Source organism: Tychonema sp. LEGE 06208 (genome assembly GCF_015207505.1).
In the GTDB taxonomy this organism is placed as follows: domain Bacteria; phylum Cyanobacteriota; class Cyanobacteriia; order Cyanobacteriales; family Microcoleaceae; genus Microcoleus.
The window spans coordinates 1-23,904 of sequence record NZ_JADEWT010000102.1 but is presented as its reverse complement, the minus strand read 5'-3'; the positions used below and the strand labels follow the sequence as shown (position 1 = coordinate 23,904).

Annotated in this window: 18 protein-coding genes; 6 read left to right on the top strand and 12 right to left on the bottom strand. The window is 47.2% G+C overall.

Translation table 11 applies throughout. The features are described 5' to 3' along the window. The 4 genes from IQ263_RS22165 to IQ263_RS22150 all read left to right on the top strand — a co-directional run. A partial coding sequence (locus IQ263_RS22165; protein ID WP_228050263.1) for a hypothetical protein occupies positions 1-201 on the top strand: 201 nt, incomplete at its 5' end. Next, positions 198-422: a type II toxin-antitoxin system HicB family antitoxin gene (locus IQ263_RS22160; protein WP_194070327.1), complete on the top strand. Its 225-nt coding sequence runs from the start codon at positions 198-200 to the stop codon at positions 420-422. The genes IQ263_RS22165 and IQ263_RS22160, both read left to right, overlap by 4 nt. A gap of 40 nt (positions 423-462) precedes the next feature. Then, positions 463-879 carry an element excision factor XisH family protein gene (locus IQ263_RS22155; protein ID WP_194070326.1) on the top strand — a complete coding sequence of 139 codons (417 nt, stop codon included), beginning with the start codon at positions 463-465 and terminating at the stop codon, positions 877-879. After that, positions 867-1,208 carry a XisI protein gene (locus tag IQ263_RS22150; protein WP_194070325.1) on the top strand — a complete coding sequence of 114 codons (342 nt, stop codon included), beginning with the start codon at positions 867-869 and terminating at the stop codon, positions 1,206-1,208. Before IQ263_RS22155 ends, IQ263_RS22150 begins: the two co-directional genes overlap by 13 nt. 11 nt (positions 1,209-1,219) lie before the next feature. On the opposite strand, the gene IQ263_RS22145 is transcribed toward IQ263_RS22150, so the two are convergent. From IQ263_RS22145 to IQ263_RS22125, 5 genes are all read right to left on the bottom strand, one after another. Further along, positions 1,220-1,990, bottom strand: coding sequence for a CPBP family intramembrane glutamic endopeptidase (locus IQ263_RS22145; RefSeq protein WP_194070324.1), 771 nt, complete (start codon positions 1,988-1,990; stop codon positions 1,220-1,222). 137 nt (positions 1,991-2,127) lie between these two features. Further along, a complete protein-coding gene (locus IQ263_RS22140; protein WP_194070323.1) occupies positions 2,128-5,001 on the bottom strand; it encodes a zinc-dependent metalloprotease in 2,874 nt (957 codons plus the stop codon). Then, complete coding sequence (locus tag IQ263_RS28825; protein WP_228050262.1) at positions 4,979-5,275, bottom strand: hypothetical protein; 297 nt, start codon at positions 5,273-5,275, stop codon at positions 4,979-4,981. Before IQ263_RS28825 ends, IQ263_RS22140 begins: the two co-directional genes overlap by 23 nt. 7 nt (positions 5,276-5,282) lie before the next feature. Then, complete coding sequence (locus IQ263_RS22130) at positions 5,283-5,426, bottom strand: hypothetical protein (RefSeq protein ID WP_194070321.1); 144 nt, start codon at positions 5,424-5,426, stop codon at positions 5,283-5,285. A 349-nt stretch (positions 5,427-5,775) separates the two neighbouring features. Further along, on the bottom strand, positions 5,776-9,342 hold the full coding sequence (locus IQ263_RS22125) for a hypothetical protein (RefSeq protein WP_194070319.1): 3,567 nt from the start codon (positions 9,340-9,342) through the stop codon (positions 5,776-5,778). 254 nt (positions 9,343-9,596) lie between these two features. Here IQ263_RS22125 and IQ263_RS22120 point away from each other — a divergent pair, with 254 nt between their 5' ends. Together IQ263_RS22120 and ppc are read left to right on the top strand one after the other, a co-directional pair. Beyond that, entirely contained in the window at positions 9,597-9,821 is a 225-nt protein-coding gene (locus IQ263_RS22120; RefSeq protein WP_194070318.1) for a hypothetical protein, read from the top strand. A 472-nt stretch (positions 9,822-10,293) separates the two neighbouring features. Further along, entirely contained in the window at positions 10,294-13,413 is a 3,120-nt protein-coding gene (gene ppc / locus IQ263_RS22115) for a phosphoenolpyruvate carboxylase (RefSeq protein WP_194070317.1), read from the top strand. A 202-nt stretch (positions 13,414-13,615) separates the two neighbouring features. On the opposite strand, the gene IQ263_RS22110 is transcribed toward ppc, so the two are convergent. The 7 genes from IQ263_RS22110 to IQ263_RS22080 form a co-directional block, all read right to left on the bottom strand. Further along, positions 13,616-14,182, bottom strand: coding sequence for a diheme cytochrome C (locus IQ263_RS22110; protein ID WP_194070316.1), 567 nt, complete (start codon positions 14,180-14,182; stop codon positions 13,616-13,618). A gap of 81 nt (positions 14,183-14,263) precedes the next feature. Continuing rightward, complete coding sequence (locus IQ263_RS22105; RefSeq protein WP_194010966.1) at positions 14,264-15,172, bottom strand: MBL fold metallo-hydrolase; 909 nt, start codon at positions 15,170-15,172, stop codon at positions 14,264-14,266. A gap of 502 nt (positions 15,173-15,674) precedes the next feature. Beyond that, a complete protein-coding gene (locus IQ263_RS22100; RefSeq protein WP_194070328.1) occupies positions 15,675-16,187 on the bottom strand; it encodes an inorganic diphosphatase in 513 nt (170 codons plus the stop codon). Between the two features lie 238 nt (positions 16,188-16,425). Continuing rightward, positions 16,426-17,787 carry a serine/threonine protein kinase gene (locus tag IQ263_RS22095; protein WP_194010967.1) on the bottom strand — a complete coding sequence of 454 codons (1,362 nt, stop codon included), beginning with the start codon at positions 17,785-17,787 and terminating at the stop codon, positions 16,426-16,428. A gap of 200 nt (positions 17,788-17,987) precedes the next feature. Continuing rightward, entirely contained in the window at positions 17,988-19,310 is a 1,323-nt protein-coding gene (locus IQ263_RS22090; protein ID WP_194070315.1) for a serine/threonine protein kinase, read from the bottom strand. A 159-nt stretch (positions 19,311-19,469) separates the two neighbouring features. Then, positions 19,470-20,018 carry an inorganic pyrophosphatase gene (locus IQ263_RS22085; protein WP_194070314.1) on the bottom strand — a complete coding sequence of 183 codons (549 nt, stop codon included), beginning with the start codon at positions 20,016-20,018 and terminating at the stop codon, positions 19,470-19,472. Between the two features lie 428 nt (positions 20,019-20,446). Continuing rightward, positions 20,447-23,698, bottom strand: a complete 3,252-nt coding sequence (locus tag IQ263_RS22080; RefSeq protein WP_194070313.1) for a GAF domain-containing protein — start codon at positions 23,696-23,698, stop codon at positions 20,447-20,449. Positions 23,699-23,904 lie beyond the last annotated feature (206 nt).

The window sequence follows — 23,904 nt, the reverse complement described above, 5'->3', positions numbered from 1 at the left end:
CCCCTTCTCCCCCTCTCCCCCTCAATCGCCATACACAATATATATGAGCAACAGCTTAGCCATACCAAATGGTCGCATCCTCTGCTATCGGGAAAGCTAACCCTTTCAGGAAAAGACGGCAATGATGCCAAGCTCTACCAGGAAAAAGATGTTGACAACGCTCTCAAGCAACTAGCTGAAATTGAGGAAGAAAACAGATGAATAGTCATTACACCATTATTATTCAGTGGTCAGATGAGGATAACTGCTATGTCGTTAGTTTTCCCGAATGGGGAGACTACTGTCATACTCACGGGGATACTTACGAAGACGCATTAAAAAATGCCCGCGAGGTGTTGGAACTTCTCACTGAAGCGACCCTAGCTGATGGTAAACCCTTGCCACAGCCGCAGTTATTCGGTCAATCTTTACAACACGCATAAGCATCTCTAAACATTAACATAAATGTGGAGGTATAACCCTATGTCTGCCAGAGATCTTTATCATGACGCTGTAAAATCAGCCCTGATTAAAGACAATTGGAGGAGCGCAGCCGATCCTTATCTAATTCAGTGCGAAGATATCGATCTAACCGCGGATATCGCTGATGCAAGATTGATCGCTGCTGAACGAGAAGGTCATAAAATTGTTGTTAATATCGAATGTTTTGTAGGGCGCTCCTTAATGACCGATTTTCATCTGGCAGTAGGCAGATATAAGCTCTATCAAATGCTCGTGGAAAAGACTGCACCAGAATATGAACTCTATCTAGCCATTGATGACATTACATACAACAATTTTTTCAGGCGTGAGGGCATCGATTTTCTGGTGCGAGCGACTCAAATCAAAATGTTTGTTGTCAACATAGATGAAGAGGATATCGTACAATGGATCAGCTAAATCAGTATCGCGAAATTATCGAAAAAATACTGTCCGAATATCGAGATTGGGCGGCAGGTGCGAATCAAATTGGCGTACAGGAATGTGTTTCCTTCGATCGAGATCGCGATCGTTATTTCTGGTTTCATGTTGGTTGGGATGGCAAGCGGCGAGATTTTGGAGTGACAGTTTACCTCAAAATTGAGCAAGGAAAAATTTGGATCGAAGAAGATTGGACGAAACAGGGCATCGCCAACGACTTATTAGATGCTGGAGTTCCTCCCGAAAACATTGTTCTAGGTTTTCAGCATCCCAGTAAGCGCCCCTTTACTGAATTTGCGATCGCCTGAACCTTTTTGTTCTAACTTCCTCCAATTCCCTGGAAGACCAAATCAGCAACAAAATGAGACAACATCGCATATTCCAACCCCCAGCGCCAGTACAAAAATCCAAAGGGAATCCCCAAGAGGGCATTGAGCAAAATCGTTCGGAAAATGACGATTGGGGTGAGTCCCCAAATATTAGCTGCGACTGGTAAATGAGCCACACCAAACAAAATCGCCGCCGCCACAATTGCCAGCCAAAAAATTAACCCGCTAGGTTTATATCGATTCCTCTGAAACAGCTTCCAAAGCAGCCATGAAATTAATGTCATGCCGAATAGTCTCAGCAATAGTTCTTCGGTAATGCCTCCGTAGAAAGAAGCTAAGAGGCGTTTCCAGAGGTCAATCTTTAATTGAGTTGGTGAACTCATTGAAGGCATCCAAGGTTTAAACGCTAAACTCAATCCAATTAAGAAGATTCCACCGATGCCACCCACTATTAGTGCCGTTTTGATAGCAGATTGAGAAAGGGTGGGAAAAGGCTGTCTATACACCAGCGCGCGAGCCAGGGGAGTATCGAGTCCCATGGAGTTTCCTAGCCGCAGTCCAATCCAACTCAGGAGAATCAAAAGAATTCCAGTCTGAAGGGCGGAGGTGATGGCTATAACAGGTAATGGTGCAGGTAGTTGCCCCAATGGTGGATTCAGAGACAGCGCATAAGGAAATAATGCCAAGGTTCCTAGACTGCCCAGCAATGCCCAAAATAGCGTTAATCGAAGATGATGTTTGTTGGAAGTATTTGTTGTCATAATTTTTTATGGTATCAACAACTATCCAATTAATAAATCAGAAATTACGCACTCCCAGATCAGAAACCGGGTTTTTGACCAAATCTGGCACTACAACGAAATATTATCCTAAAAAACCCGGTTTCTGAACCCCCAAATTAATTCGACTGAATCTGCGAATTCAAAACCTTAGAAATTCGATCGCGCGTTTCCTCCAAATGAGCCCGCGTATAAGCATCCGCATTCCGATCCAAATTCCGAATACTCTTGCTCAAACCCTCCCGCAACTGCCGCAACTCGTACCACGCCAGAGTCCGCGCATCTTCAGGAGCACTGGTTTTTCGCAGCACCATTCCCATCAAAATTGCCAAATGTTCCCGCTGCAAAGAACGCCGAAAAGTTGAAATTTGCATCTTCTTTTCCGGCTGCAAAACCTCTTTCCAAATATCATGAAGCAAAGTATCGAACAATTCCGGCAACCTCAAAGCAGTTTCCGGTGCTGATTTTAACTCGACATCCCGCAGTCGCGCCAGTCGCGTGGGAGATAGCAAAACCCGCAGTACAAACCGCTGCAAAAAAGTAATTCGATCGCCGATCGGGTAATCTAGAGGAAACACCAAAGCCGGACTTCCCCAGTGATCCCAACGCGAAGGTGCTAATTTATTCAGCAAATCCGGCGCAAAACTAAAAGCATCCTGGGCAAATACGTACTTGTCCAATGTAGCCAAAGCTTCTCGCTGCTGAGAAAGTGCGATCGGCACAAACGGCAATTTCCCATTACTATCTCCCGGACGAATCCGATTAAACGACTGCCCGCCGACATACAAAGTAGCATTCATCACCTGATTGACATAATACCCAAACAGCGAATCAAACATCACCCGCAGTTCGTTATAACCCTCTTCCCCAACCGGAATTCGCTTTTCTAAACGCTTCCACATCGCCCTAGCATTATCCATTTGCCATTGCGAATACGTCAGCATATTACCGCTGAGATCGAAAGTATTAGCAGCCGGATCGAGATTGTCAACAGTATCCTCATCCGGCGCGTAAGCTAATTGCGGTTCCCCCGCGCGGCTGGCAATTTGTTGCAGCGCCCTTAAATCGCTGTTGGGGTTTGTGCCCCCAAGAACTTTGTAACCGTACTCGATCGCCCAATCGTCATAAGGCCCTACAATCGTTGGATAATAGTCGCCCTGCACAGTTCCCGGAGGTGCCAAATTAATCGGCAGATAATCCATCACCGACGCAGTTAAACCCTTAGTGCGAGTTATCTGAGTATTGTTCAACTCATCCGGTTGCAGCATCGTACTGCCGTGAAAATTGTGCCTCAAACCGAGAGTGTGACCGACTTCGTGGGATGTCAAAAATCGGATATATTGATTCACATAATTGTCCGTCGCCGTACTGCTAGGTGGTGCATTGTCCAACAGATTCACCGACATTGCCCCGATCGCAAATTGCCTGCTCGATTCCAACCCAAAACACATATCCGAACTCGACATCAAGCGCGACAAGGGATCTCGTTTTTGCTCTTGATATCTTTCCACCAAAGTCGGCAAATCATCAGCAATTCCACCTTGAGAATTTTCTCCACTGCTTTTTCCCAAATCCCCATTTTCTAGAACATTCAAATAACGCGAATATATTCCGAACTGACAAGGACTCGTATTAGAGCCATTTTTCCCTTGAAAACTCTTCGCTAGCGATCGATTTTGTTCCACCAAAAAGCCGTAGCCCTGTTTAATTTGCCGGACAATATCAGCATCCAACAGAATGTCAGCATCCAAAATTTCCCCCGTCAGCGGGTTAGTGCGAGACGGCCCAATGCCTGCAAAATCCGACTCAAAAGAACTAGACCACCTAATAGTATTGTAACGGACATCTGTTGGGTCCCATTTAGCATTGTCCGGCATTTGTTTGACCTGAATTGCCTCAATAAAACCAGCTTTTTCAAAAGCTTTGTTCCACTCCAAAATGCCCTCGCGAATAGCATTTCGGTACTCTACAGGCACATTATTTTCAATCCAAAACACGATTGGCTGCACCGGAGGCGACATCGGCGCGGATGGGATTTGCTTTTGCAAATGCCAGCGATTAATATAGCGCACAAAAGGATCGCGGCCGCTCTTGTCAGAAAAGTTTTTATATGTTGTCAGAAAATAGCCAACTCGCTCGTCTGCAAGTCTGGGGCGGTAGCCATTATTAATCGGCACTTCCGAGAAACTGTAGTGAATGCGGAGGTTAAAAGCCCGACTGTCGGGAATCGAAGGTAAATAGTTAACCGCACTGTCATTATCGCTGGAAAAACCGTACATAGAAGCAATTTCTACATTCAGCGGAAACGCTTTCACATCTTTAAAATAAGATTTGTCTTCATCGATCGAGTAAGAAGCGCCCAAAATCATCGGTAAAATTGCTTTTATCCCAGGTAAATCGCGCTTGTCGCTCATCAGCAAATCGCCTAAGTCGATCAGCAGAGTTTGCCTTTGGGGATGAATGCTTTTGAGCGGCAAAGAATAGAGGATAGACTCGCTAAATGCCCTTTCCACCGAACCCGCTTGCGGATCGCCCGGACTGGTGCGAAAATTAATATTGGGTATGACAAACTGCACGTTATTTTGGACTCGCCGCAGTTGAAACAAGAAATCGCCGATCGGCAATCCGCTAAAAATGCCACCTTCCCCCAAACCAGAGGCCAATGTCACGAAACACAGGAACTTTTTGTCTAGTTGTTGCGGTGTAATTTCGAGATAAACTTTATTAGTTGCTTGATTGCGGTAAAGGGTAAACAATCCCTCTAACTTTTGGGCATCTTTGACAACTTGATCGAAAGGTTGTAGATCTTGCTGTTGGCTAGTTTGTTCTTTGCCGGGGGGCGGCGCTGATAAAGCCCAATGTAAAAATAAACCTTTATACAAACTAAACAGGAAAAATGCTAGAGATAATATAAAAAATATTAAAGGCAGATTTTTTCGGGGACTTTTTATCTGTATATTTTTGCTAATTTTAGGAAATGTCAATCTTTTCATGTTTAGTATTCCGCTGCGGGAAATGATAGTTTTGAGATTGTCGCATCGCAGGAGTTATATTGATTCCAGTTGTACAATCGACATGATTGTTGACTGTTGACTGTTGATTGTTGACTGTTGACTGTTGATTGTTGACTGTTGACTGTTGACTGTTGATTGTTGACTGTTGAGTGTTGACTGTTGGCTGTTGGCTGTTGATTGTTGATTGTTGACTGTTGATTGTTGATTCTGGCGTATGAATCAACTTTTTGCTTGAAGTTACAAAGCTCACCATACTTGGCTTATAGCAATTGGGAAATCTTGAATTCATATTTGTATTCAGCAACGCCAGATTTAATATCTAAAAGATATAACCGCAGAGAACGCAGAGGAATCAGAGAAAGGGGAGAGAAATTCGATCGTGCTGATTGTACTGGATTTGACATTACCATAATACCTCTCTTCCCTCTTCTCTCTGCGCTCTCTGCGCCCTCTGCGGTAAAAAAAAAAAGGCGTTGCTGATTCTGGCGTATGAATCAACTTTTTGCTTGATGTTACAAAGCTCACCATACTTGGCTTATAGCAATTGGGAAATCTTGAATTCATATTTGTATTCAGCAACGCCAAGTTATTAAGTTTTCGCTCCTAAATTACCCGCAATTCAGAGGTTCCATCGAGAGGAGTGCAAGTCCTCTGGTTTTGAGGAAAACTCACGTTGCTGTCGATCGAACGAAGTTTAGTGCGGTAGCGACAGCGGAGACGAGCTAACTTCTAAAATAACTCAAAACTCTTTCATTACCTCTTCGCCGGCCAGGGAATCATCGGATCTTGAGCTAACCGCTTAGAAACTGCAACCGCACCGTAACGGTTGAGGTGGCTGGGGTCGGAAAAAGATTCCCGCGCCTGGGGCCACAATAAACTATCATCTCGAAAAATTAGTCCGGTTTGAGCTGCTAATTGTTGCATATATTCCCGGAATTCTTGTTCGTAAGCAGCCCGCACTGGGTCTAAATAATCGACAGTTAGGGGCATATTCACAAACACGAGATTGATGTTGCGAACTTTACTAAATTCGATCAGATTTTTGAGTGCTACAGTTTGTTCCCCTGACAATTGAAAATCCTGATAGTCGGAGTCGTAATAGCCAGATACTTTCGGATGTTTTTGAAAGTAAGTATCGGGATTGAAGCGTATGTCGATCGGCAAAAAGCCGTTTGGTTGAAAATCGCTTGGTTTTTTACCCGCAACAACAGGCTGGGGTTTTTCAGTTGTTTGTTTCTCTCCAGCGGTTTGGGGGGTGGCGATCGCAATAGGGGCGGAGGGATTCGCGATCGATCGCAAAAACTCCTTCAGCCGATCGCGCTTTTTGTAAGTTGCAGAACTCTCGATCAACTTTTGACTCAACATTTGCTGAACCTTAACTTGACTTTGTTCCAAATTCTGCACCAATTCACCCGCAGTCGCCACCGGATTGCTGGCGGTTTCTTTTGATGTTGGAGATTCTAATTGAGTGGTGCGGACAAGAAAACTGCCCCGAGACAATTGTCTGTAACCTTCCGAAGAAGCGATCGCACTAAAAGTCAAATCCGGCCGCCCGCTGTTGAGAGCCCTCGCCCCATCCGCCAACACAATCAATTTCGGCAGTTGTTGCGGCGGCAAAATCCGACGGACGATCGAATCTACAACCTGCAGAGTAGCCCCATTCACCCCAAAATTGTAAGCCTTCAGCCCCGGATAACCCCCAGATGCCAAAGCAGTTTCCAAAACCGCCGGGTCAATCCCCCGCAGAGCCCTCGAACTGCCTACAATCAAGATATCCGGCGGTTTTTGGTGTTCGCGGATGTACTCTTGATAGCGCGCTATTTGTTTGTCTAGCTGCTCGCTTCTCAAAGTCGGGAACACCGGAAGTGTAGAAACATCCGCTACAGGAACGCTATTATTCCCCGGTTTTGTAAACCCAGAACCGTTGAAAGCCTCTTCCTGATTCGGTAAGGGCGATGGCTCCAACGGGATTTGAGGCAAATTTACCTCTCCAGCAGAGGTATCTGAGCTAGGAGATTCGGCGCTAGAGAGCGAGGTTTGAGCGTCGCTAAAAGGCTTGGGAGAGGAATTTTGACAATTCGGGTCGCTGCAAACTTCCGAGGCGCTAGGAGCTTGACTAACCGTCGCAGATGGCAGGAACTGACCGAGTAACCAATCGGTACTGAAAGTCAGCAGACAACCGGCGATCGCCCAAGTCAAAGCCTTTCGAGCCGCGCGATCGGCTTTCGCACCATCCCGCACCGGCACAGTGGACAAACCGCCGCCCAGAACAAACAAACCCGAAGCCACAAGCGGTTGCACTGCAGCTTGAACAAAATGCTCGCCCAGCTTGTATCCTGGGAGCGCGATTTTGAAGCCGCTGCGCCAGGAGTCAGCAGCCGGAGCATCAAACACCAAATTGTCGGCCAAATCGGAAAAACTGCCATCTTCCGCCACCGCAAATTCCGGCACCGCTTCCTTTTCCATAACCGCCAGTTGCGAGGGAGCCGGTGCGATCGCCGGAGCCTGCATTGATGGCTCGTCAACTGCCGCCCGGAGGTCGATTCCGTAGCGCCACAAAGGCAGTTTCTGCCCGGCACGGCGTCCGTAGACTCGTACTGCAGCCACTCCCGGAATTTGTAGCTGCCGCAAAAATTTAACCACCGGCGGCCCTACCTTCGATTGAGAAGGGCAAGTCAGAGCTTCAGTCATGACGTGCAGCACGTTGGCTTTGTGCATGGCCACAGCCCGAATCCCTCCAGTTTCGAGCTTGCGCTTCAGATTGGGATTGAGAAACCTGTTGAGCAAAAAAGTCAAGGCTAATTGGTCGCCTTCGGCCGCCAATGCTCTGGGGCTGGCAGCTAAGTCTGGGTGGTGGGCTGCAGGCAAGTCCACCCATTCGATCCACACCGGCGACTCTGGTTCCGTCTTGCTGTCGGTTACTGGTTCGACGCCGTAAATCGCAGCGGCGCGGATGCCTTGGGGCGCGAAGGAGGCAAGCATTGGGGCGATCGCCTCGGTGGTTGGCTGCTTGTCTGGGTACTCTTGCCTTTTAAGTTTTTGTCCTTTTTTGGCAGTTTTGCTGCAAAACAAATGCAGGGTTGCTTCTTTGAGGGTGGCGCGCACTTCGACTCTCGATGTCGCCAAGTGTTGGTTGAGCAGTTTGGCGATCGACTGTACGTCTCCCCAGCGAGCCCATTCTTTGAGAATTGTGTCCGGTGGGGTCAAATCCACCCGCAGCACCCAGTCCGGCTTTGCTTCGCCTGCAACTTGGCTGCCGATGGCTGCTTCTACGAAACCTTCTAGTTTGAGTTTCCGCAGCCTGCCGGCGATCGGTTCTGCTAGCAAGGAGGGGTCTGGGCTGTAGGCTGACTCGCACAGCACCAGCAGCCGCCGTTTCTTGGGCTTGAGATTTTCCTCTGGATTCGATTGCAGCGTTTCCCGGCTGGTTTTGAGTTCTTTTTCGCGAATGCTGACTTTCACCGAAACTCCCATCGGCCCGAGGATTTCGCTGAGATAGCTGGCGATCGCATCTGGATAGCCCAAGCGCGCCAAACTTTCCGGCGAAACCGTCAACGTGCCACCGCTATCGCTGTCGCCAAAGTCTGTTTCGGGGGATTGAATTAAAGCCACCGCGCCTCGGTTTCCTTGCACTGTCGATGATTTTTCCGGCTTGTGCGGGGCTTTTGGGGTACTGAAAGCTTCTTTTGCGGCCGAAGTGTCGATCGTCACCGGAGCAGTTTCAAAAACCTCTGGATATTCAATGCGGGAGGCGATGGGGAGACTTTCTACGTCAAAATCGAGTTCTTCCCGCACCTGTGGCGGTTGGGCCGGGGTTTCTACCGGTTCAGGTTTCTGTTTTAGTTTGCCGTTGTCATTTTTGAATTTGCCAAAGAATCCGCCCTTTTTAGGACTTGTTGGCGGTTCGCCGTCGGGGGGACTTGCTTGCGCCACTGGGGAAACTTTTGGTTGCTGTCGCTGTTGCTGTTGCTGTTGCTGTTGCTGTTGCTGCTGTCGCTGTTGCTCTTTGATACTGCTGCAATCAAGCCGGACTGTCCAATCATTTTGTCTGGAACCGAGTTTGCGTCCGCACAGAAACAACTGGTAAATTTTAGCTTGCTCTGGCAACAGTCGCGTTAAATCAGTTTGTTCGATCGCGCGCGTAAATCTCGCCGTCACCAATTCCTGAGACGGACACTGCGCTGCTTCGCACAGAATATGCAGATGATTTCCGCGCAAACGAGCTTGTACCTGCACTTCAGGAAGCCCTAAAGCTTCTTGCGCCCACTGCGACGCGGCCGATCGATTGTCTGCCAATATACTCCCGTTCGCATTCAACATGGGACTTTAAATTTCGTCAAGGCTGGTTTTGTTTTCTACAGATAGCACAGTTTACAAGTTTTACATACAAGTATTTTCTTTGCCGAGTGTAAACCGTTTCGCGAGATTAATTCGTCGGCTGGACTTGGTGCAGACTCTTGTTGGCTTGCAGGCTGCGAAAAAAGTCGGCTCTTGCTCACCTGGCCGGTGACGAGTCAAGCCTCCTTCCTTCTGCTGTAAACTGGGGATAATTAATAAATAATACAGGAGAATTTATGCCGTCGGAAAACCAAGACTTGCCCAAAAATCAAACACCCAACAGTCCAAAGTTACCAATTCCCTCAGATATTTTATTGAGTTCGCTCGCCTTACCGATGCTGGGCGGCTTGCTGGCGGCCAGTGCTGCTGCTGAGTTTGTGCGGTCCATCGGCATTGAAAGCGAAGAAGTATTTCGGGGATCGCGCCTCCCGGTGCTCCAATTTCCTCGATCGCAGCAGTAGACAGCCCGACAGAAGCTCGCAGTTAATTTTTTTACCAGAAAGCTTGACAATCGGTAAAGTTTGTGATATTGAAATTGGTCTTTGCTCCTATTTTATAGCGGTTCTCCAGCGTGGTGAGGTATGCCCTGTTTGGCCACTGCCCACCCTTCGACTTCGCTCTTCGGACAAGATGCCCAATGCCCAATGCTCAATGCCCTATGCCCGTCGGGTACCTCCTATGAGAGCACAGAAAGGCTCTATACATAGGTGGCTTCTGCATAGCGTACCTTCGCACCAGATGATTAGTTTCAAAACAGAAGGAAAGGCATCTTGTCGCCGATCCAAAGCCTGACAGTCAAAAGTTATCAGCAATCGCAAATCGTAAATCGTAAATTGTATAAGTTGTCTCAAATTTGACGGCAAAGAAAAGAATTTTAGGCGAAACTAAACCATACAATTTTCTAGAAACCCGCAGCAATTGAGGAACAGCCCGATGAGTTCAGTCCTCCAATCTTCAGAACAGGCTATTGATGCAACATCTATTCCCCATTCTGCCGCTTACTCAAAATCAGATTTGTTTCTACGCAATCGCCTCAAAGTAGTAGAGGACTTGTGGAAATCGGTGATCCGACAGGAGTGCGGGCAGGAATTGGTAGATTTGCTCCAACAAATGCGATCGTTCAATTCCTCCGAGGGACAAGCCACTAACTTTCGCGAATCGAATGTGGTACAGCTAATCGAAAAGCTCGATCTCAACGCCGCCATCCGGGCCGCGCGGGCTTTTGCGCTGTATTTTCAGTTGATCAACATTGTCGAACAGCACTACGAACAGCGAGACCAACAGCTAGCTTACACTGGCAGCAACGACGCTGGCGGGCGAATGTTTGCTAAGCTGCCGGGACAAGCAAAAGATGCGCCCGATCGCCCGCGGCACAGGGAAGGCCCAGCCCAAACGGCTCCTCGCGGTGCAGACAGCAGCGAGGCGATTACCAAAGACGCCGGAACATTTCACGAATTGTTCCCCATGCTGCTGCGCTTGAACGTACCTAGCCAGCAAATCCAGCGCTTGATCGATCAGTTGGACATCCGCCTAGTATTTACCGCTCACCCGACGGAAATTGTCCGCAACACGATCCGCACCAAGCAGCGGCGAATGGCGAAGATTCTCCAAAAACTAGACCAAGTTGACGAGAAATTTCAGGGAATGGGCGCGAACTCTGAAAGCCCCTATCCGGTGTCTTGCTGGGAAGCGGCGAATCTCCAAGAGCAACTGATGGAAGAAATTCGCCTCTGGTGGCGTACTGACGAGCTGCACCAATTCAAACCAACTGTGCTTGACGAGGTGGAGTACACTCTCCACTACTTCGACGAAGTGCTGTTTGATGCTATTCCCGAACTCTACCACCGCTTAAAGCAAGCGCTGCACGCTTCTTACCCTTACCTGAAACCGCCTAGTTACAATTTTTGCAAGTTCGGTTCTTGGGTGGGTTCCGACAGAGATGGTAATCCTTCTGTTACCCCGAAAGTTACTTGGCAAACTGCTTGCTATCAGCGCCATTTAGTGATGTGCAAGTATATCAATGCGGTGAAGCGGCTCAACGAATTATTGAGTTTGTCGCTGCACTGGAGCGACGTATTGCCGGAATTGCTCGACTCTCTCGATCGCGACAAATCGGAATTTCCCGATGTTTACGAACAGTGGGCGATCCGCTACCGTCAAGAACCTTACCGCTTGAAGCTGGCCTACGTGCTGCAGCGACTGGAAAATACGCGCGATCGCAATTGGCGGCTGTACAAAGGAGACGAGTCGCAGCGCGAGCGCGAAGCTTTGTCGGAACAACCAGTCTTGACCGGCATTTATCGATCGGGCGCTGAGTTTTTAGCAGAGTTGCAGTTAATCGAACGCAATTTAGTCGAAACAGGTTTGAGCTGTCGGGACTTAGAAAATCTGCTTTGTCAAGTAGAAATTTACGGATTTAACTTGGCTTACCTAGACATCCGCCAAGAGTCCACAGTACACTCCGACACTTTGAGCGAAATTGCGGAATACTTGCAAATTTTGCCCAAATCTTACAATCAAATGTCGGAATGCGAGCGAACTATTTGGCTCGCCACCGAACTGCAAACTCGTCGCCCTTTAATTCCCACAGAACTGCCATTTTCTGCCAAAACTTGCGAGACAATTAATACCTTCCGAGTTTTGCGACAAATGCAGCAGGAGTTTGGCCCAGAAATTTGTCAAACTTACGTCATCAGCATGAACCACGATGTCAGCGATTTGCTGGCAGTTTTGCTGTTAGCAAAAGAATCGGGAATGTACGATCCCGCGACAGGAATTAGCACCATTCAAGTAGTGCCCCTGTTTGAAACCGTCGAAGATTTGAAAAAAGCTCCAGAAGTAATGCAGAAGCTATTCGATCTGCCGCTTTATCGGGCTTTGCTAGCGGGAGGATACGCCCAGGAAGTAGCGGAAAAGAGCGAACAAAATCCACCAAACCAAATCCACCCAATCAAATTGCAAGAGGTGATGCTGGGCTATTCCGACAGCAATAAAGATTCTGGTTTCCTCAGCAGCAATTGGGAAATTCAGAAAGCTCAAAAAGCTTTGCAAGCGGTGGCCGAAAAACACGGTGTGGAATTGCGGATTTTTCACGGCCGGGGCGGCTCTGTAGGGCGTGGCGGCGGGCCTGCTTACAAGGCGATTTTGGCTCAACCAGGAAAGAGTATTAGCGGGCGAATCAAGATTACCGAACAAGGGGAAGTTTTGGCTTCTAAATATTCTTTACCGGAGTTGGCGCTTTACAATTTGGAAACTGTGGCGGCGGCGGTAATTCAAGCTAGCTTGCTGCACGCTGGTTTTGACGGGATCGACCCTTGGAATCAGATTATGGAGGAATTGTCGGTCAAATCGCGATCGCACTACCGTCATTTAATTTACGAACAGCCGGATTTAGTTGATTTCTTCCATCACGTTACCCCGATACAAGAAATCAGTCAGTTGCAAATTAGTTCTCGTCCGGCCCGTCGCGGCGGAAAGAAAGACATCAGCGGTTTGCGAGCAATTCCGTGGGTGTTTAGCTGGACTCAAAGCCGATTTTTAGTGCCTTCTTGGTACGGTGTCGGCACAGCTTTGCAAGAGTTTTTGCTGGAAGAACCGGAAGAACATTTAAAACTTTTGCAATATTTCTACTTGAAGTGGCCATTTTTTAGAATGGTAATTTCTAAGGTCGAAATGACTTTATCTAAGGTGGATTTACAGATTGCCGATCACTACGTGCGAGAGTTAGGTTTGCCGGCGGACAGGGAGCGTTTCAAGGCTTTATACGAGCAAATTGCGGCGGAATTTTACTTGATTCGGGATTTAGTTTTAACTATTACCGGACACGAGCATTTGTTAGACGGAGATCCGTCTTTGCAGCGATCTGTACAGTTGCGAAATGCCACGATTGTGCCTTTGGGTTTGTTGCAGGTTTCGCTGCTGAAACGCTTGCGGCAGCACGGTAATGGCGGAGTTCCGGGGGTGATTCACTCGCGTTACAGCAAGGGTGAATTGTTGCGGGGTGCGCTGTTGACGATTAATGGTATTGCTGCGGGGATGCGGAATACTGGCTAGGGAAATAGTTTTGTAGTGCGGACTTTAGTCCGGCTTTTTCCGAGGAATACAGTCCTCACTACAAACTAATATTGACAGGTTTGTAGTGCGGACTTTATTCCGGCTTTTTAGAGGAATAAAGTCCTCACTACAAACTAATATTGACAGGTTTGTATGTGAGGACGACTGTCCGCCTCTTTCCCACGATCGAACTTAATTTTTACTACGGGGAGTTTTCCCACTCCGGGGTAAGCTTGCGGAAATTGTATTGAGATGCACCGGGGTGACAAGTAACGCAACTGCTGAGATTTGCTGGTTGTGACATTTTGACTTTGGGGTGCAAAGCTTTGAAATAGCGAGAACTGGCGACTCGGTAGGCGAGTTCTTCGTCTTTGGCTTGGGGACGCGAAAAAGTTTGCAGGTAGTTCCACACTAGGAGGCGGGGCGGGTCTACTAGCAGTTTGATGGTTTGTCCGTAGTGTTCGGGGTCTTGCAACAACCTGCGCCAGGTTTCTGTTGGCAATACTTGGGGCGGTAAACCTATGTGACAGGTGGCGCAGTTTTCGAGGTACAGTTGCTGTCCGAGTTGGTAGGCTTCGGGAATGCGATCGACAGTGCCGATATCTTCCACTGTAGAAATTTGAGCCAGGAGCGCGGGAGTGTGGGAGCCGGCAGTCTGTGCTGCCATCCATCCACCTCCGGTACAACAGACAATTATCAACACTAGCAACGTTGAGTAAAGCCTCAGCCAGCCACGAAAGCGACGCTTGAGGTGAATTTTGTGGTTCATGGTGTTTTATGCCTTCAGGCTGCTATTTTTTGCGGTCTGGAGGCGGTTTTTTTCGCAGCCCGCACGGACTCGATTTGTTGCCTAAATCACTGGTATGGTCATGCCTTCGCGGGCCAAGCAGCTATCGGCAAAAACTGATTGCACGTCTGCTTCGACACGATCGAGAAAATTGTCGTCATGACTAGGATCGTGGTGAAACATCACGATTTTTTTGACTCCCGCAGCTTTTGCTATTTCTACTCCTGCTTGCCAAGTCGAGTGTCCCCAGCCGACTTTCGGGTTTTTGAAGTCGTAATACTCTTCGTTGGTGTAGTTAGCATCATAAATTAGCACGTCGGCGTCGCGGGCTAGGTGTACGACATTCTCGTCGAGGCGATCGGGAAAATGCTCTGTATCGGTACAGTAGACAGCCGTGTGTCCTTGCCAAGTAACTCGATATCCGATCGCAGTATTGGGGTGATTGAGCAGTGCTGTTTCTATTTTCACATCGTCGAGTTCGAGAATATCCCCTGGCGTCAAATCGTTAAATTTGAGTTCTGACTGCATCACCTGAATGGGAACTGGAAAATTGGGGTGGTGCATTTGATCGGCAAGACGCTGTTTGATTGTAGTGCCGTTGGGGGCGATCGCTCCGTAAATGTGAAAGCAGTTCCCCGGAATAAAAGCAGGAGTAAAAAACGGGAAGCCTTGAATGTGATCCCAGTGAGTGTGACTGAAAAACATATAAGCTTCCACCGGCATTTGTCGCAGCAGGTTTAGCCCCAGAACTCGCAGACCCGTGCCGCCGTCAAAAATCAGGCGTTTTTTACCCAAGCGCATTTCTACGCAAGAGGTGTTACCTCCGTAGCGAATTGTTTTGGTGCCGGGGGTGGCGATGCTGCCCCGCACGCCCCAAAACTGAACTAAAAACTCAGTCAAAGGACTGTTTGAGCTAGTGGCTTTGTTATCGGAAGGCTGTGAATTTGCTTGAGAGGGGGAAGAATCTGACATTTTTTTTTAGGTTTGAGCGCAGGAACTTGGCAATTGAGATTTTTATTTTTAGTGTTTAGTGTTTAGTTTTTACCTATCTGCTGAGATATAAAACGCTCGATCCCGAAACCAACCGAGTAAAATTTTCTCAAACGTAGAATGCGCTCGCCCGTTTGCTTAGAATTTGCTATCGATCTTACTCTACGAGTAGTATTTTTTTCAACATTTTAGCAGGCGGGGGTTTTTGGGGAATCCCCTGCCTGCTCGGCATTCGCAACTGTTTGATATTCTAGCCAACCATTCCTCTACTACATTTTTAGACGTGCAGCCGTCGCCTTAAGTTCGGCTTGCTGAATTTTGAGTCTGCTTGCAGTGGAGGAGTGGGGGCTAGGGGTTTATTTGCCCGGAGTACCGAAGGCGAAAGCTTTAATGCGTGCTTTCCCCGGTCGCTTGCTTGTAGAATAGGCGAGCCGAGAGAGCACTCAAACAAAAAAATGCTTTTTACTTGCGCTGCGGATGCTGCTTATTTACGATCGGCTGCGATGCACTTTTCGACTAAGGGCATGACTTGATCGACATCTTGCCAACCCAGAATTTCTGTGACTTTTTTCTCCAAATTTTTGTAGGTCTTAAAAAATTCGGCTATTTCGTCCAAGCGGTGGGGGGCTACGTCTTTGAGGGACTTATAGTGAGCGTAGCGGGGGTCTTTGTCGGGAACGCAAAGCAGTTTTTCGTCCCTGTCGCCGCCGTCGATCATTTCTAGCATTCCGATCGGACGAGCTGCGATAATGCAGCCTGGAAATGTAGGCTCGTCCATCATTACCATGCCGTCGAGGGGGTCGCCATCGTCGGCTAAGGTGTTGGGTATGAAGCCGTAGTCGCAGGGATACTGGACTGAGGAAGAGAGCACTCGATCGAGAGCAAAGGCTTGCATCTCTTTATCAAATTCGTACTTGTTTTTGCTACCGGCTGTGATTTCGATCAGGACGTTGAGCAGTCCTGGTTTTGGCTGTGCCGGAATTAGCGATAAGTCCACAATAATATCCTCCAAGTTAACAGACGATCGGGGATGAGGGCTATTTGCCAAATCCCTTTGATAGCATTTTACGGGCGATCGGGAGCGATGCTGCACCAGATTGAGAGAATGTGGCCGGAGGGCGAGAAGATACAGCGGACGGGCGGGACGCCCATTCCACAAAAAATAGAGTGGACGGGCGGGACGCTCATCCCACAGTTTAAGAGGGGAATGGTTTGTTTGGGCGAAGGAGATATTTTCACATCGATATCTTTTTTTTACCGTCTGTCAAAGTTCTTATAATTTTCAATCCCAACCACTGGCTTACTTCTGTTGCTAACCACTCGATTTCTGATTTACTTAGTCCCTGCTTCACTCCCAGTCGATATTTTTGGTTGCCGGCTCGAACAATCATCTGAGAAGCTTTGTCTCCAATTTCTTCAATTTCCAATTGACAAATGTCCTGTCTGGGGATTGGCATGGAATTATTCCATTTCAACCCTAGCAGATGGCTGGTATAGGAGATTTTCTGGCGATCGATTCTCAGACACGATTCCCTAAATAGCGCACATATAAACATTGCTAGTACCGTAACCAACCAAATTATTGATATTAGATTAAGTACCGGATATGTCCGCCCATCAACAAACTCTAGCAATAATTTGAGATTCGCAGGAATCCAACCCGCAAAGATGGCAATTAAACCAAAACCGACTCCCTGCGGTGGAATTATAATTTTTATCAACTCCGAAGTTTGTGTCAGTTTAATATCGCTGCATTGCGGCTGCAATGCCATAATTTTGTCGGTCGGGCGGGGATTTTTGAGCGATCGCAATGCTTCCTCAGCCGAAGATAACCGTTTGTCCAAACTAGGTTCTGTCATCCACTCCAGCCAATCTATTACATCTGGGTTGAGATGCGCTGCGCGATCGGCAAATTGAATTCTCAAATCCTGCTGCGGCAGTTCCGTAGGATGCAAACCCGTTACCAAATAAATTAAAGTTGCGCCTAAACCGTAGAGGTCAGAAGCCGGAACCGATCGCCCGCCAAATTGTTCTGGTGCCATATATCCGTAAGTTCCCACGACTGTAATTGTGCCGCCAAATTTTGCAGCTTGGTTCTGCACCGAACCGAAATCAATTAAATAAACTTGTCCCACCGAGTGACCGGATCTGCTGTGCAGTAAAATATTGCTGGGTTTAAGATCGCGGTGAATAACAGGCAGATTTTGCTCGTGCAAATAAATCAAAATTTCTAACAGCGATTTAGCTAATTGTTTCACCTCGCTTTCGCTAAAAGTACGCCCGGAACGCAAATGGTCTTCCAAATTTTTCCCCTCTACATAAGTCTGTACCAGGGCAAATCCTTTGTTGTCTGGTTCGTCAATTTCCAGGTAGTCGAGGTAGCGAGGAATTGCTGAGTGAGAAAGTGCTTTTAAAGTTTCCGCTTCCCGTTCAAATAGCTTGAGGTCTTGCCATTCAAAATCGCTGCCGAGGAATAGCTGTTTGATGACAACTAATTCTTGAGTTTGAAGATCGCGAGCCAGCAAAGTTTGGCGGCCTGTTTGTTTGCCAAGTTGCCGCTGCACTTCGTAGCGTTCTGCTAATACTTTTGCCGTCATATTTTTCACCTTAATGTTAACTTTAGTTAAAGCCAAAATATGTAGGTTGGGTTGAGGTTGCGAAACCAACTTTTTATTTAAAATAGAGTGTTGGGCGGAGCGAAGCGTAGGGTTCGCTATCCCGGTTTCTGAACTCTTCGGCTACGCTCAGGATAAACTCCGTCGAAGGTCTACCCAACCTACTTTATATAAATTTTAAATTACAGTTGACTTTCTTGTTTATACCACTGGGAAAAATACTTGTTACTTGCCTGCATTAACAATATTGGCATTATACAGGTTACAAGCGCCCATAAAATAGTATCCCCCCAACTCGAAGTTCGTCTCATCTGCGCCAAGACGAAGTATGTCGAAATACAGACGATACTAATTGCATTTAAAACTTGTCGGTGAAGTTTGGGATTAGTTAGGGGGAAAAACCACAAGCGCGTCACGATTCCTACAATGATGCCGTTCCCTAATCCCGGAAGCAAGCCGATAAAAAAAACCAGACTTGGAAAAAACATAATTATCTCATCGAATGAATTCTGATTAATCGAACTAAAAATAGACATAAATATCACACTAGCTGCTAGATAAGATCCTACAGCTAGAGTTCCTGTCAAAGTGCTGCGCCAAATCGCATTCCAGAACAATTTGCCGGTACTCACAGTTTTTCCCTGTCTCAATGGCAGGGAATATTTATTGATTTGCTGTGGTTTTTCTAGAACTTCTTTTGCGATCTGAACTGAGGCGGGACGGCGCTCTAAACTCGGATTTGTCATCCACTTCAGCCAATTGGTAAAACTGGGACTCAGTTGGGTAATTTGCTCAAATTCGAGCTGCAAATCTTTTTGCGGCAAATCGGCTGGATGCTGCTTGGTAATTAAGGCGATTAATGTTGCTCCCAAGCTGTACAAGTCGGAAGCGGGAACTGCTCTCCCGCCAAATTGCTCTGGCGGCATATAGCCGTAGGTTCCGACAACGGTGACTGTTTTTCCCTGTTGTGTGGCTAGGGTTTGAACTGCACCAAAATCGACTAGGTAAACTTCGCCGACGCTGTTTCCCGATCGATTTTTGAGCAAAATATTGCTGGGTTTAATGTCCCGGTGAATCACCGGAGGCTGTCGCTGGTGCAGGTAGGCGAGGATGTCTAGTAATGCTGTAGCTAATTGTTTGACTTCAGTTTCGCTGAAGGTGCGCCCGTCTGAAAGATATTCTTGTAGGGATTTGGCTTCGATGTAAGTCTGAACTAGGGCGAATCCTTTGCGGTTGGGGGTGTCGATTTCAAAGGAGTCTAGATATTGGGGAATTGCGACATGGGATAGGGATTTTAAGGTTTCGACTTCTCGCTGGAACAGTTTTAAGTCTTCCCAGTTAAAATCGCTGCTGAATGAGAGCAGTTTGACTACTACTTGCTGTTGGGTTTTTAAGTCGCGGGCGAGTAAGGTTTGCCTTCCTGCTTGCTTGCCGAGTCGCCGATCGCACTGATAGCGATCGGCTAATATTTCTCCTGACAAATCCCCGATGTTTTGTCCGCTCATGCTCTGCTTGCCCTAGAACCGATTAAACCTAGTTTAGTTGACAAAAAGGCAATAATCTGAAATGTTCGGGCTACAGCAAAAAAAATTCTCTCAAAGAGCAACCGCCTTTAATAGCTAGCGATCGCGCACCATAAAGACCGGCCTGAGTTAAGCTTGAATTTAACTTTGAATTTGCTTGTAAATTGACTTCACTACATCTAGCAGGCTCAAGACTTGCTGCCATTCGGGAGCATCGGGTTTGTAGCTTTTGGCGCGCTGAGTTTTTAAACTCTGGTGCAAGAGATTCAGCAGCACGTCTGGAGGCTCCAAGGAACTCTCATCTTCCTCTGTGGGGCCGCAGGCTGCCTTTTCTTCAATTGTTTCTTTGATACTTTGTGCCTTATCTGCCAGACTCAAAGCTCTACCCGCCATGTTTTCCGGCATTTTGGGTCGTTCCGACAAAGACTCGCCGATCAGTTCTTCGAGCAGTTGGCGGACTTGAGCCACCCATTCGAGGTCGTTTACTGAAAAATAATCAGATTTAAATGCTTGTTCCTGGGGCCTTTGCTGAATGCTTTGTAATTGTTGGAGCAGGGGAAGAGACTTTAGAGTAATGTTTTCGGGGATTCTGGGGATATCTGACAGTGAGCTGCGAGCAATCTCTAGCAATAGTTGGTAAATCTGCTCTACCGACTCAATATCTCCCGATTGCGAATTCCAATTATCCATAACTAATGCTAGTAGTTTTCTATATCTAAGACTAGAACGTTGATTTATTGATGAAAGCAAGTTGATTTTAGGATCTGCCAACGCTATTAAGACTTTCGGGCACCCAGTCAAAAACCCGGTTGCTGAGCGGATATTTTGTCGCCTTTGGCCCAAATTTTTCTCAGAAACTGGGCAATGCTGGCGCAAGTCCTAACTATTTTTTAAGCTCTTCCTACGGTAGAACAGCTTTGTTTGTTGCAGCAGGTAGCGCCAAACGCGGGCATCGGGCTGCATCGAGGCAAGCGAGTTGAAGTCGGCTTATTTAACAATAATACCCGTTGGAGCTTATTTAAAATTGCTCTAACACGATATTCAGGTTAACTGGTGGGATGGAAGGGCGGGCGTACTCCCGATCGCGATCGCCCCCTATCCGAGCCTAAGCGCCGCTGCTATTTTTCTGTGAGATTCCACACCCCGTCCCAGTTTAGTACGTCCGAAAACCTGTGCTGAAATAATTTACAGCGATCGACGTGCAATTTAGCTGCCTTGTTTTTGGGGTCAACTTCCAGAACGAGGTTAAATTCGCGTTCCGCGTCTCTAAAAGCTTGCTTGGCTTTTGGTTCCAAGGCTTTCTTAAACTCGCTCAACACTTTTTTCACTTGATCGAGTCCGAGATTTGGAAATTCCTCATCTAACATTTCTGCAACTGTTGCAGAGGCTCGACTTTTAATTTTCGCCTGCAATAGTTGCCTGATTTGTGCGGGTTTGAGCCTCTTAATTTGGGGATTTGACGGTTCTAAGATGTCTGCTTCCAACACTTTTTTGACTTCACCCTCTTGCAAGGATTGAATCTCCTCGACTGAAAGCGGCTTGATTTTTGCTTGGATCAGCATTCTTGCTTCGTCTTCCGACAGATTTTTGAGTCCCTCCAATTTCAGCAGTTCAATTTCTGGCTGCAACAGCACGATAAGTTTGTCGGCTTGCGACAGATTTTTGGGATTGTAATCTGACAGTTTTTTGACTTGATATAACAGTTGTTTTAGTTCCTGTTCCAACTGTTGCTCGACATTGTAGGACAGTTTTTTAATCTCTGCTTCCGGCATTTCCCCCACATTATCTAAGATGTTTTTAACTTCATTCTCGGAGAGTATTTGAGTGACTGGTATCTTGTAATATTCGCGGGCATTGTTGTAGTGTTCTACAATTTTTTCCTGTTTTTCTGTCAGGGGTTTGCCAACGGGGGAGCATCCTTCGCGGATGCCGACAAGTTCGTAAACGATGACGGGTTCGCTTTTACCTTTGACTGTAATAAAGTCGAGTTCTCGCACGTAGAGCCGATCTTTATAATCTTTGTAAGTATTGTCGCTGATAATCAAGTCGGTGCCGTACTGCTTGCTTGCACCTTCTAAGCGAGAGGCGAGGTTTACGCCGTCTCCGATCGAAGTCAATTCCATGCGTTTGCTACTGCCAATGTTGCCGCTGACAACTTCGTCGGAATGCACGCCCATACCGATACTGATGGGCAATTCACCGTGTGCCGTGCGATCGGCATTGAACTCGTCGAGTTTTGCCCGCATTTTCACGGCGGTTTGCATCGCGCACCAAGCATGATCCTCCAGGGGCGCTGGAGAGCCAAAAACTGCCATCAGAGCGTCGCCGATGTATTTGTCGAGAGTGCCTCCGTACTCGAATACGACATCTACCATCACTTCAAAATATTTGTTGAGCATGACTACCACTTCTTCGGCTTGCAATTTTTCCGTAAGTGTGGTATAGCTGCGAATGTCTGAGAACAGCACCGAAACCTTTTTGCGCTTGCCGCCCAATCCTGTATCCCCTGAAGCTAACAGCGCTTCGGCTACTTCTGGAGTCATGTAACGGTACATCAAGTTTTTGACTTGTTTGGCGCTGCTGATATCTTCCATGACGACTAACGCGCCGTTGACCTTGTTGGGGTCGGTAGCGTCGGTCATTGAATTAATCGAGAGATTGATACTCTGCGCTTCTCCTTCAAAGGAGAGCAAAATTTGATCCGGGTAATACTGCTGGCGATCGTTATCGTCTTCTGGCTTCAAAGATGCATCGAACCACTTGGGAAAATCGCCTTTTTCTAACTTAATTAACTCGCGCAAAGATTTGCCTTCGGCTAACGCGGCATCGCTGACGCCGAGTAATTTTTTGGCACTAGGATTTGTCGCTACTATATTGCCTTTTTTATCTGTAGATATCACGCCGTTAGTCAGGGCGTTTAGCATATCTTTTTGTCTTTGTTCTTGCTGTTTGACTTCGGCAAACAGTTTGGCGTTTTGCAGGGCGACTCCGGCTTGGATGTTAAACGCCTCCATAAATTCCATGTCGTTGCGATTGAAACTCGCTTTCCACTGTTCGGGGGCGTGCGGCCAATCTGTCGGGTTGTAGGGAGGGAATTCTCCTTGTCGTTTTTTGTTGACTAACTGCGTAACTCCAATCAATTTTTTGTCGGAGTTAAATACTGGCATACACAGCATACTGCAAGTGCGGTAGCCGGATTTTTGATCGACTTCTTTGGAGGTGGCGGCGCGGGGATCGTCGTACACGTCAAAGGGAATCAGCAGGGGTTGGCTGGATTGGGCGACTTGGCCTGCAAAACCGGCGGTTCTGGGTATGCGAATTTCTTTCAGGTTGCCGGCGATCGGGATTTTTGTCCACAGTTCGTCTTTGTCTTCGTCGATCAGCCAGAGGGTGCTGCGATCGGCATTCATGAGTTCTTGAGCCTGATCCATCACCCTTTTTAGGGTATCTTCTAAGTCTAGACTGCTCTTAGAAAGAGCGTTTACGGCTTTCATCAGCGCCGTGGCCGCCCGCTGTCTCTGAGTGGCTGCGTAGAAAGATTTAGAAGATTCTAGGATTAGGCGAATTGAGGGAGCAAATTCTTTAAAAACTTGTTCGTCTTCTTCTGTAAATCCTGTCCTGTCGATTTGTTCGTCAAAAGTATGGTAATTTTCGTGGTTCGGTTTGAGTTTATTAATCAGTTGAACGACTGCTACTAACTCATTTGTTACTTCATTGATGAGGGGCATTGCCAGCATTGTATAAGTGCGGTAGCCCGTTTTTTCATCAGTTTTTTTGGCGTTAGCCGATCGTTCGTCGTTATAAAAATCGTAAGGAATGTTAACCACTTTTCTGTCTGTGGCTACTTCTCCGGCAATACCTACGTGGGCGGGAACTCTGATTTCTAGGTTTTTACCATTTTCGTCTTTAGCGACGATCGCCCAGAGTTCATTTTTTTCATCATCTAATAAAAATATCGTGCTGCGATCGGCATTGAGCAATTCTCCTGTTTTGCGGGTAATCGACTGCAACATCTCGTTGAGTATGGCATCAAATCCCTCGCTCTCAAGGATATTGTCGAGCATCCCCAAGGTTTGATTGACAATTTTAAGTTTGTCTTCTACTTCCTTAACTACTACTGTGAAACTTTGCTTGTTTAGGAGGGCGAGAATGTCGGAAAAATTTGCCTGGGTCGCGATCAATGCACTGCTAGAGGGAGATGCCGCAGGAGGGGAAGAGGGAGGGGAAGAGGGAGGAGAAGAGGGAGGAGAAGAGGGAGGAGAAGAGGGAGGGGGAGAATAGCATTCCTGATGGTGATTGTCACCGCCGATAACAGCGACATCTATCACGTCGCCAGAAGAATAATTGGTGGAAGATGCAGAAGGATTCATAGACCTTTACAGAGAAGCTTAAGTGTAAGGGTTAGTCTTTAAGCTAGAATAGCGGGCAACTTTATTAGTGGGTAAGTCGATTTTAGATTTTAGATTTTAGATTTTAGATTTACTTGCAGCAGGTGAATCACTAGAACTCGAACAAAATTCTAAAATTGCGATCTCTCCACGAATGCCTTGCGGGGGCAGGGTATCTGGTTATGGAT

Coding starts and splice junctions, on each gene's coding strand:
- IQ263_RS22160 (WP_194070327.1), top strand. CDS start 198: ATGAATAGTCATTACACCATTATTATTCAGTGGTCAGATGAGGATAAC.
- IQ263_RS22155 (WP_194070326.1), top strand. CDS start 463: ATGTCTGCCAGAGATCTTTATCATGACGCTGTAAAATCAGCCCTGATT.
- IQ263_RS22150 (WP_194070325.1), top strand. CDS start 867: ATGGATCAGCTAAATCAGTATCGCGAAATTATCGAAAAAATACTGTCC.
- IQ263_RS22145 (WP_194070324.1), bottom strand. CDS start 1,990: ATGACAACAAATACTTCCAACAAACATCATCTTCGATTAACGCTATTT.
- IQ263_RS22140 (WP_194070323.1), bottom strand. CDS start 5,001: ATGAAAAGATTGACATTTCCTAAAATTAGCAAAAATATACAGATAAAA.
- IQ263_RS28825 (WP_228050262.1), bottom strand. CDS start 5,275: ATGGTGAGCTTTGTAACTTCAAGCAAAAAGTTGATTCATACGCCAGAA.
- IQ263_RS22130 (WP_194070321.1), bottom strand. CDS start 5,426: ATGTCAAATCCAGTACAATCAGCACGATCGAATTTCTCTCCCCTTTCT.
- IQ263_RS22125 (WP_194070319.1), bottom strand. CDS start 9,342: ATGTTGAATGCGAACGGGAGTATATTGGCAGACAATCGATCGGCCGCG.
- IQ263_RS22120 (WP_194070318.1), top strand. CDS start 9,597: ATGCCGTCGGAAAACCAAGACTTGCCCAAAAATCAAACACCCAACAGT.
- ppc (WP_194070317.1), top strand. CDS start 10,294: ATGAGTTCAGTCCTCCAATCTTCAGAACAGGCTATTGATGCAACATCT.
- IQ263_RS22110 (WP_194070316.1), bottom strand. CDS start 14,182: ATGAACCACAAAATTCACCTCAAGCGTCGCTTTCGTGGCTGGCTGAGG.
- IQ263_RS22105 (WP_194010966.1), bottom strand. CDS start 15,172: ATGTCAGATTCTTCCCCCTCTCAAGCAAATTCACAGCCTTCCGATAAC.
- IQ263_RS22095 (WP_194010967.1), bottom strand. CDS start 17,787: ATGACGGCAAAAGTATTAGCAGAACGCTACGAAGTGCAGCGGCAACTT.
- IQ263_RS22090 (WP_194070315.1), bottom strand. CDS start 19,310: ATGAGCGGACAAAACATCGGGGATTTGTCAGGAGAAATATTAGCCGAT.
- IQ263_RS22085 (WP_194070314.1), bottom strand. CDS start 20,018: ATGGATAATTGGAATTCGCAATCGGGAGATATTGAGTCGGTAGAGCAG.
- IQ263_RS22080 (WP_194070313.1), bottom strand. CDS start 23,698: ATGAATCCTTCTGCATCTTCCACCAATTATTCTTCTGGCGACGTGATA.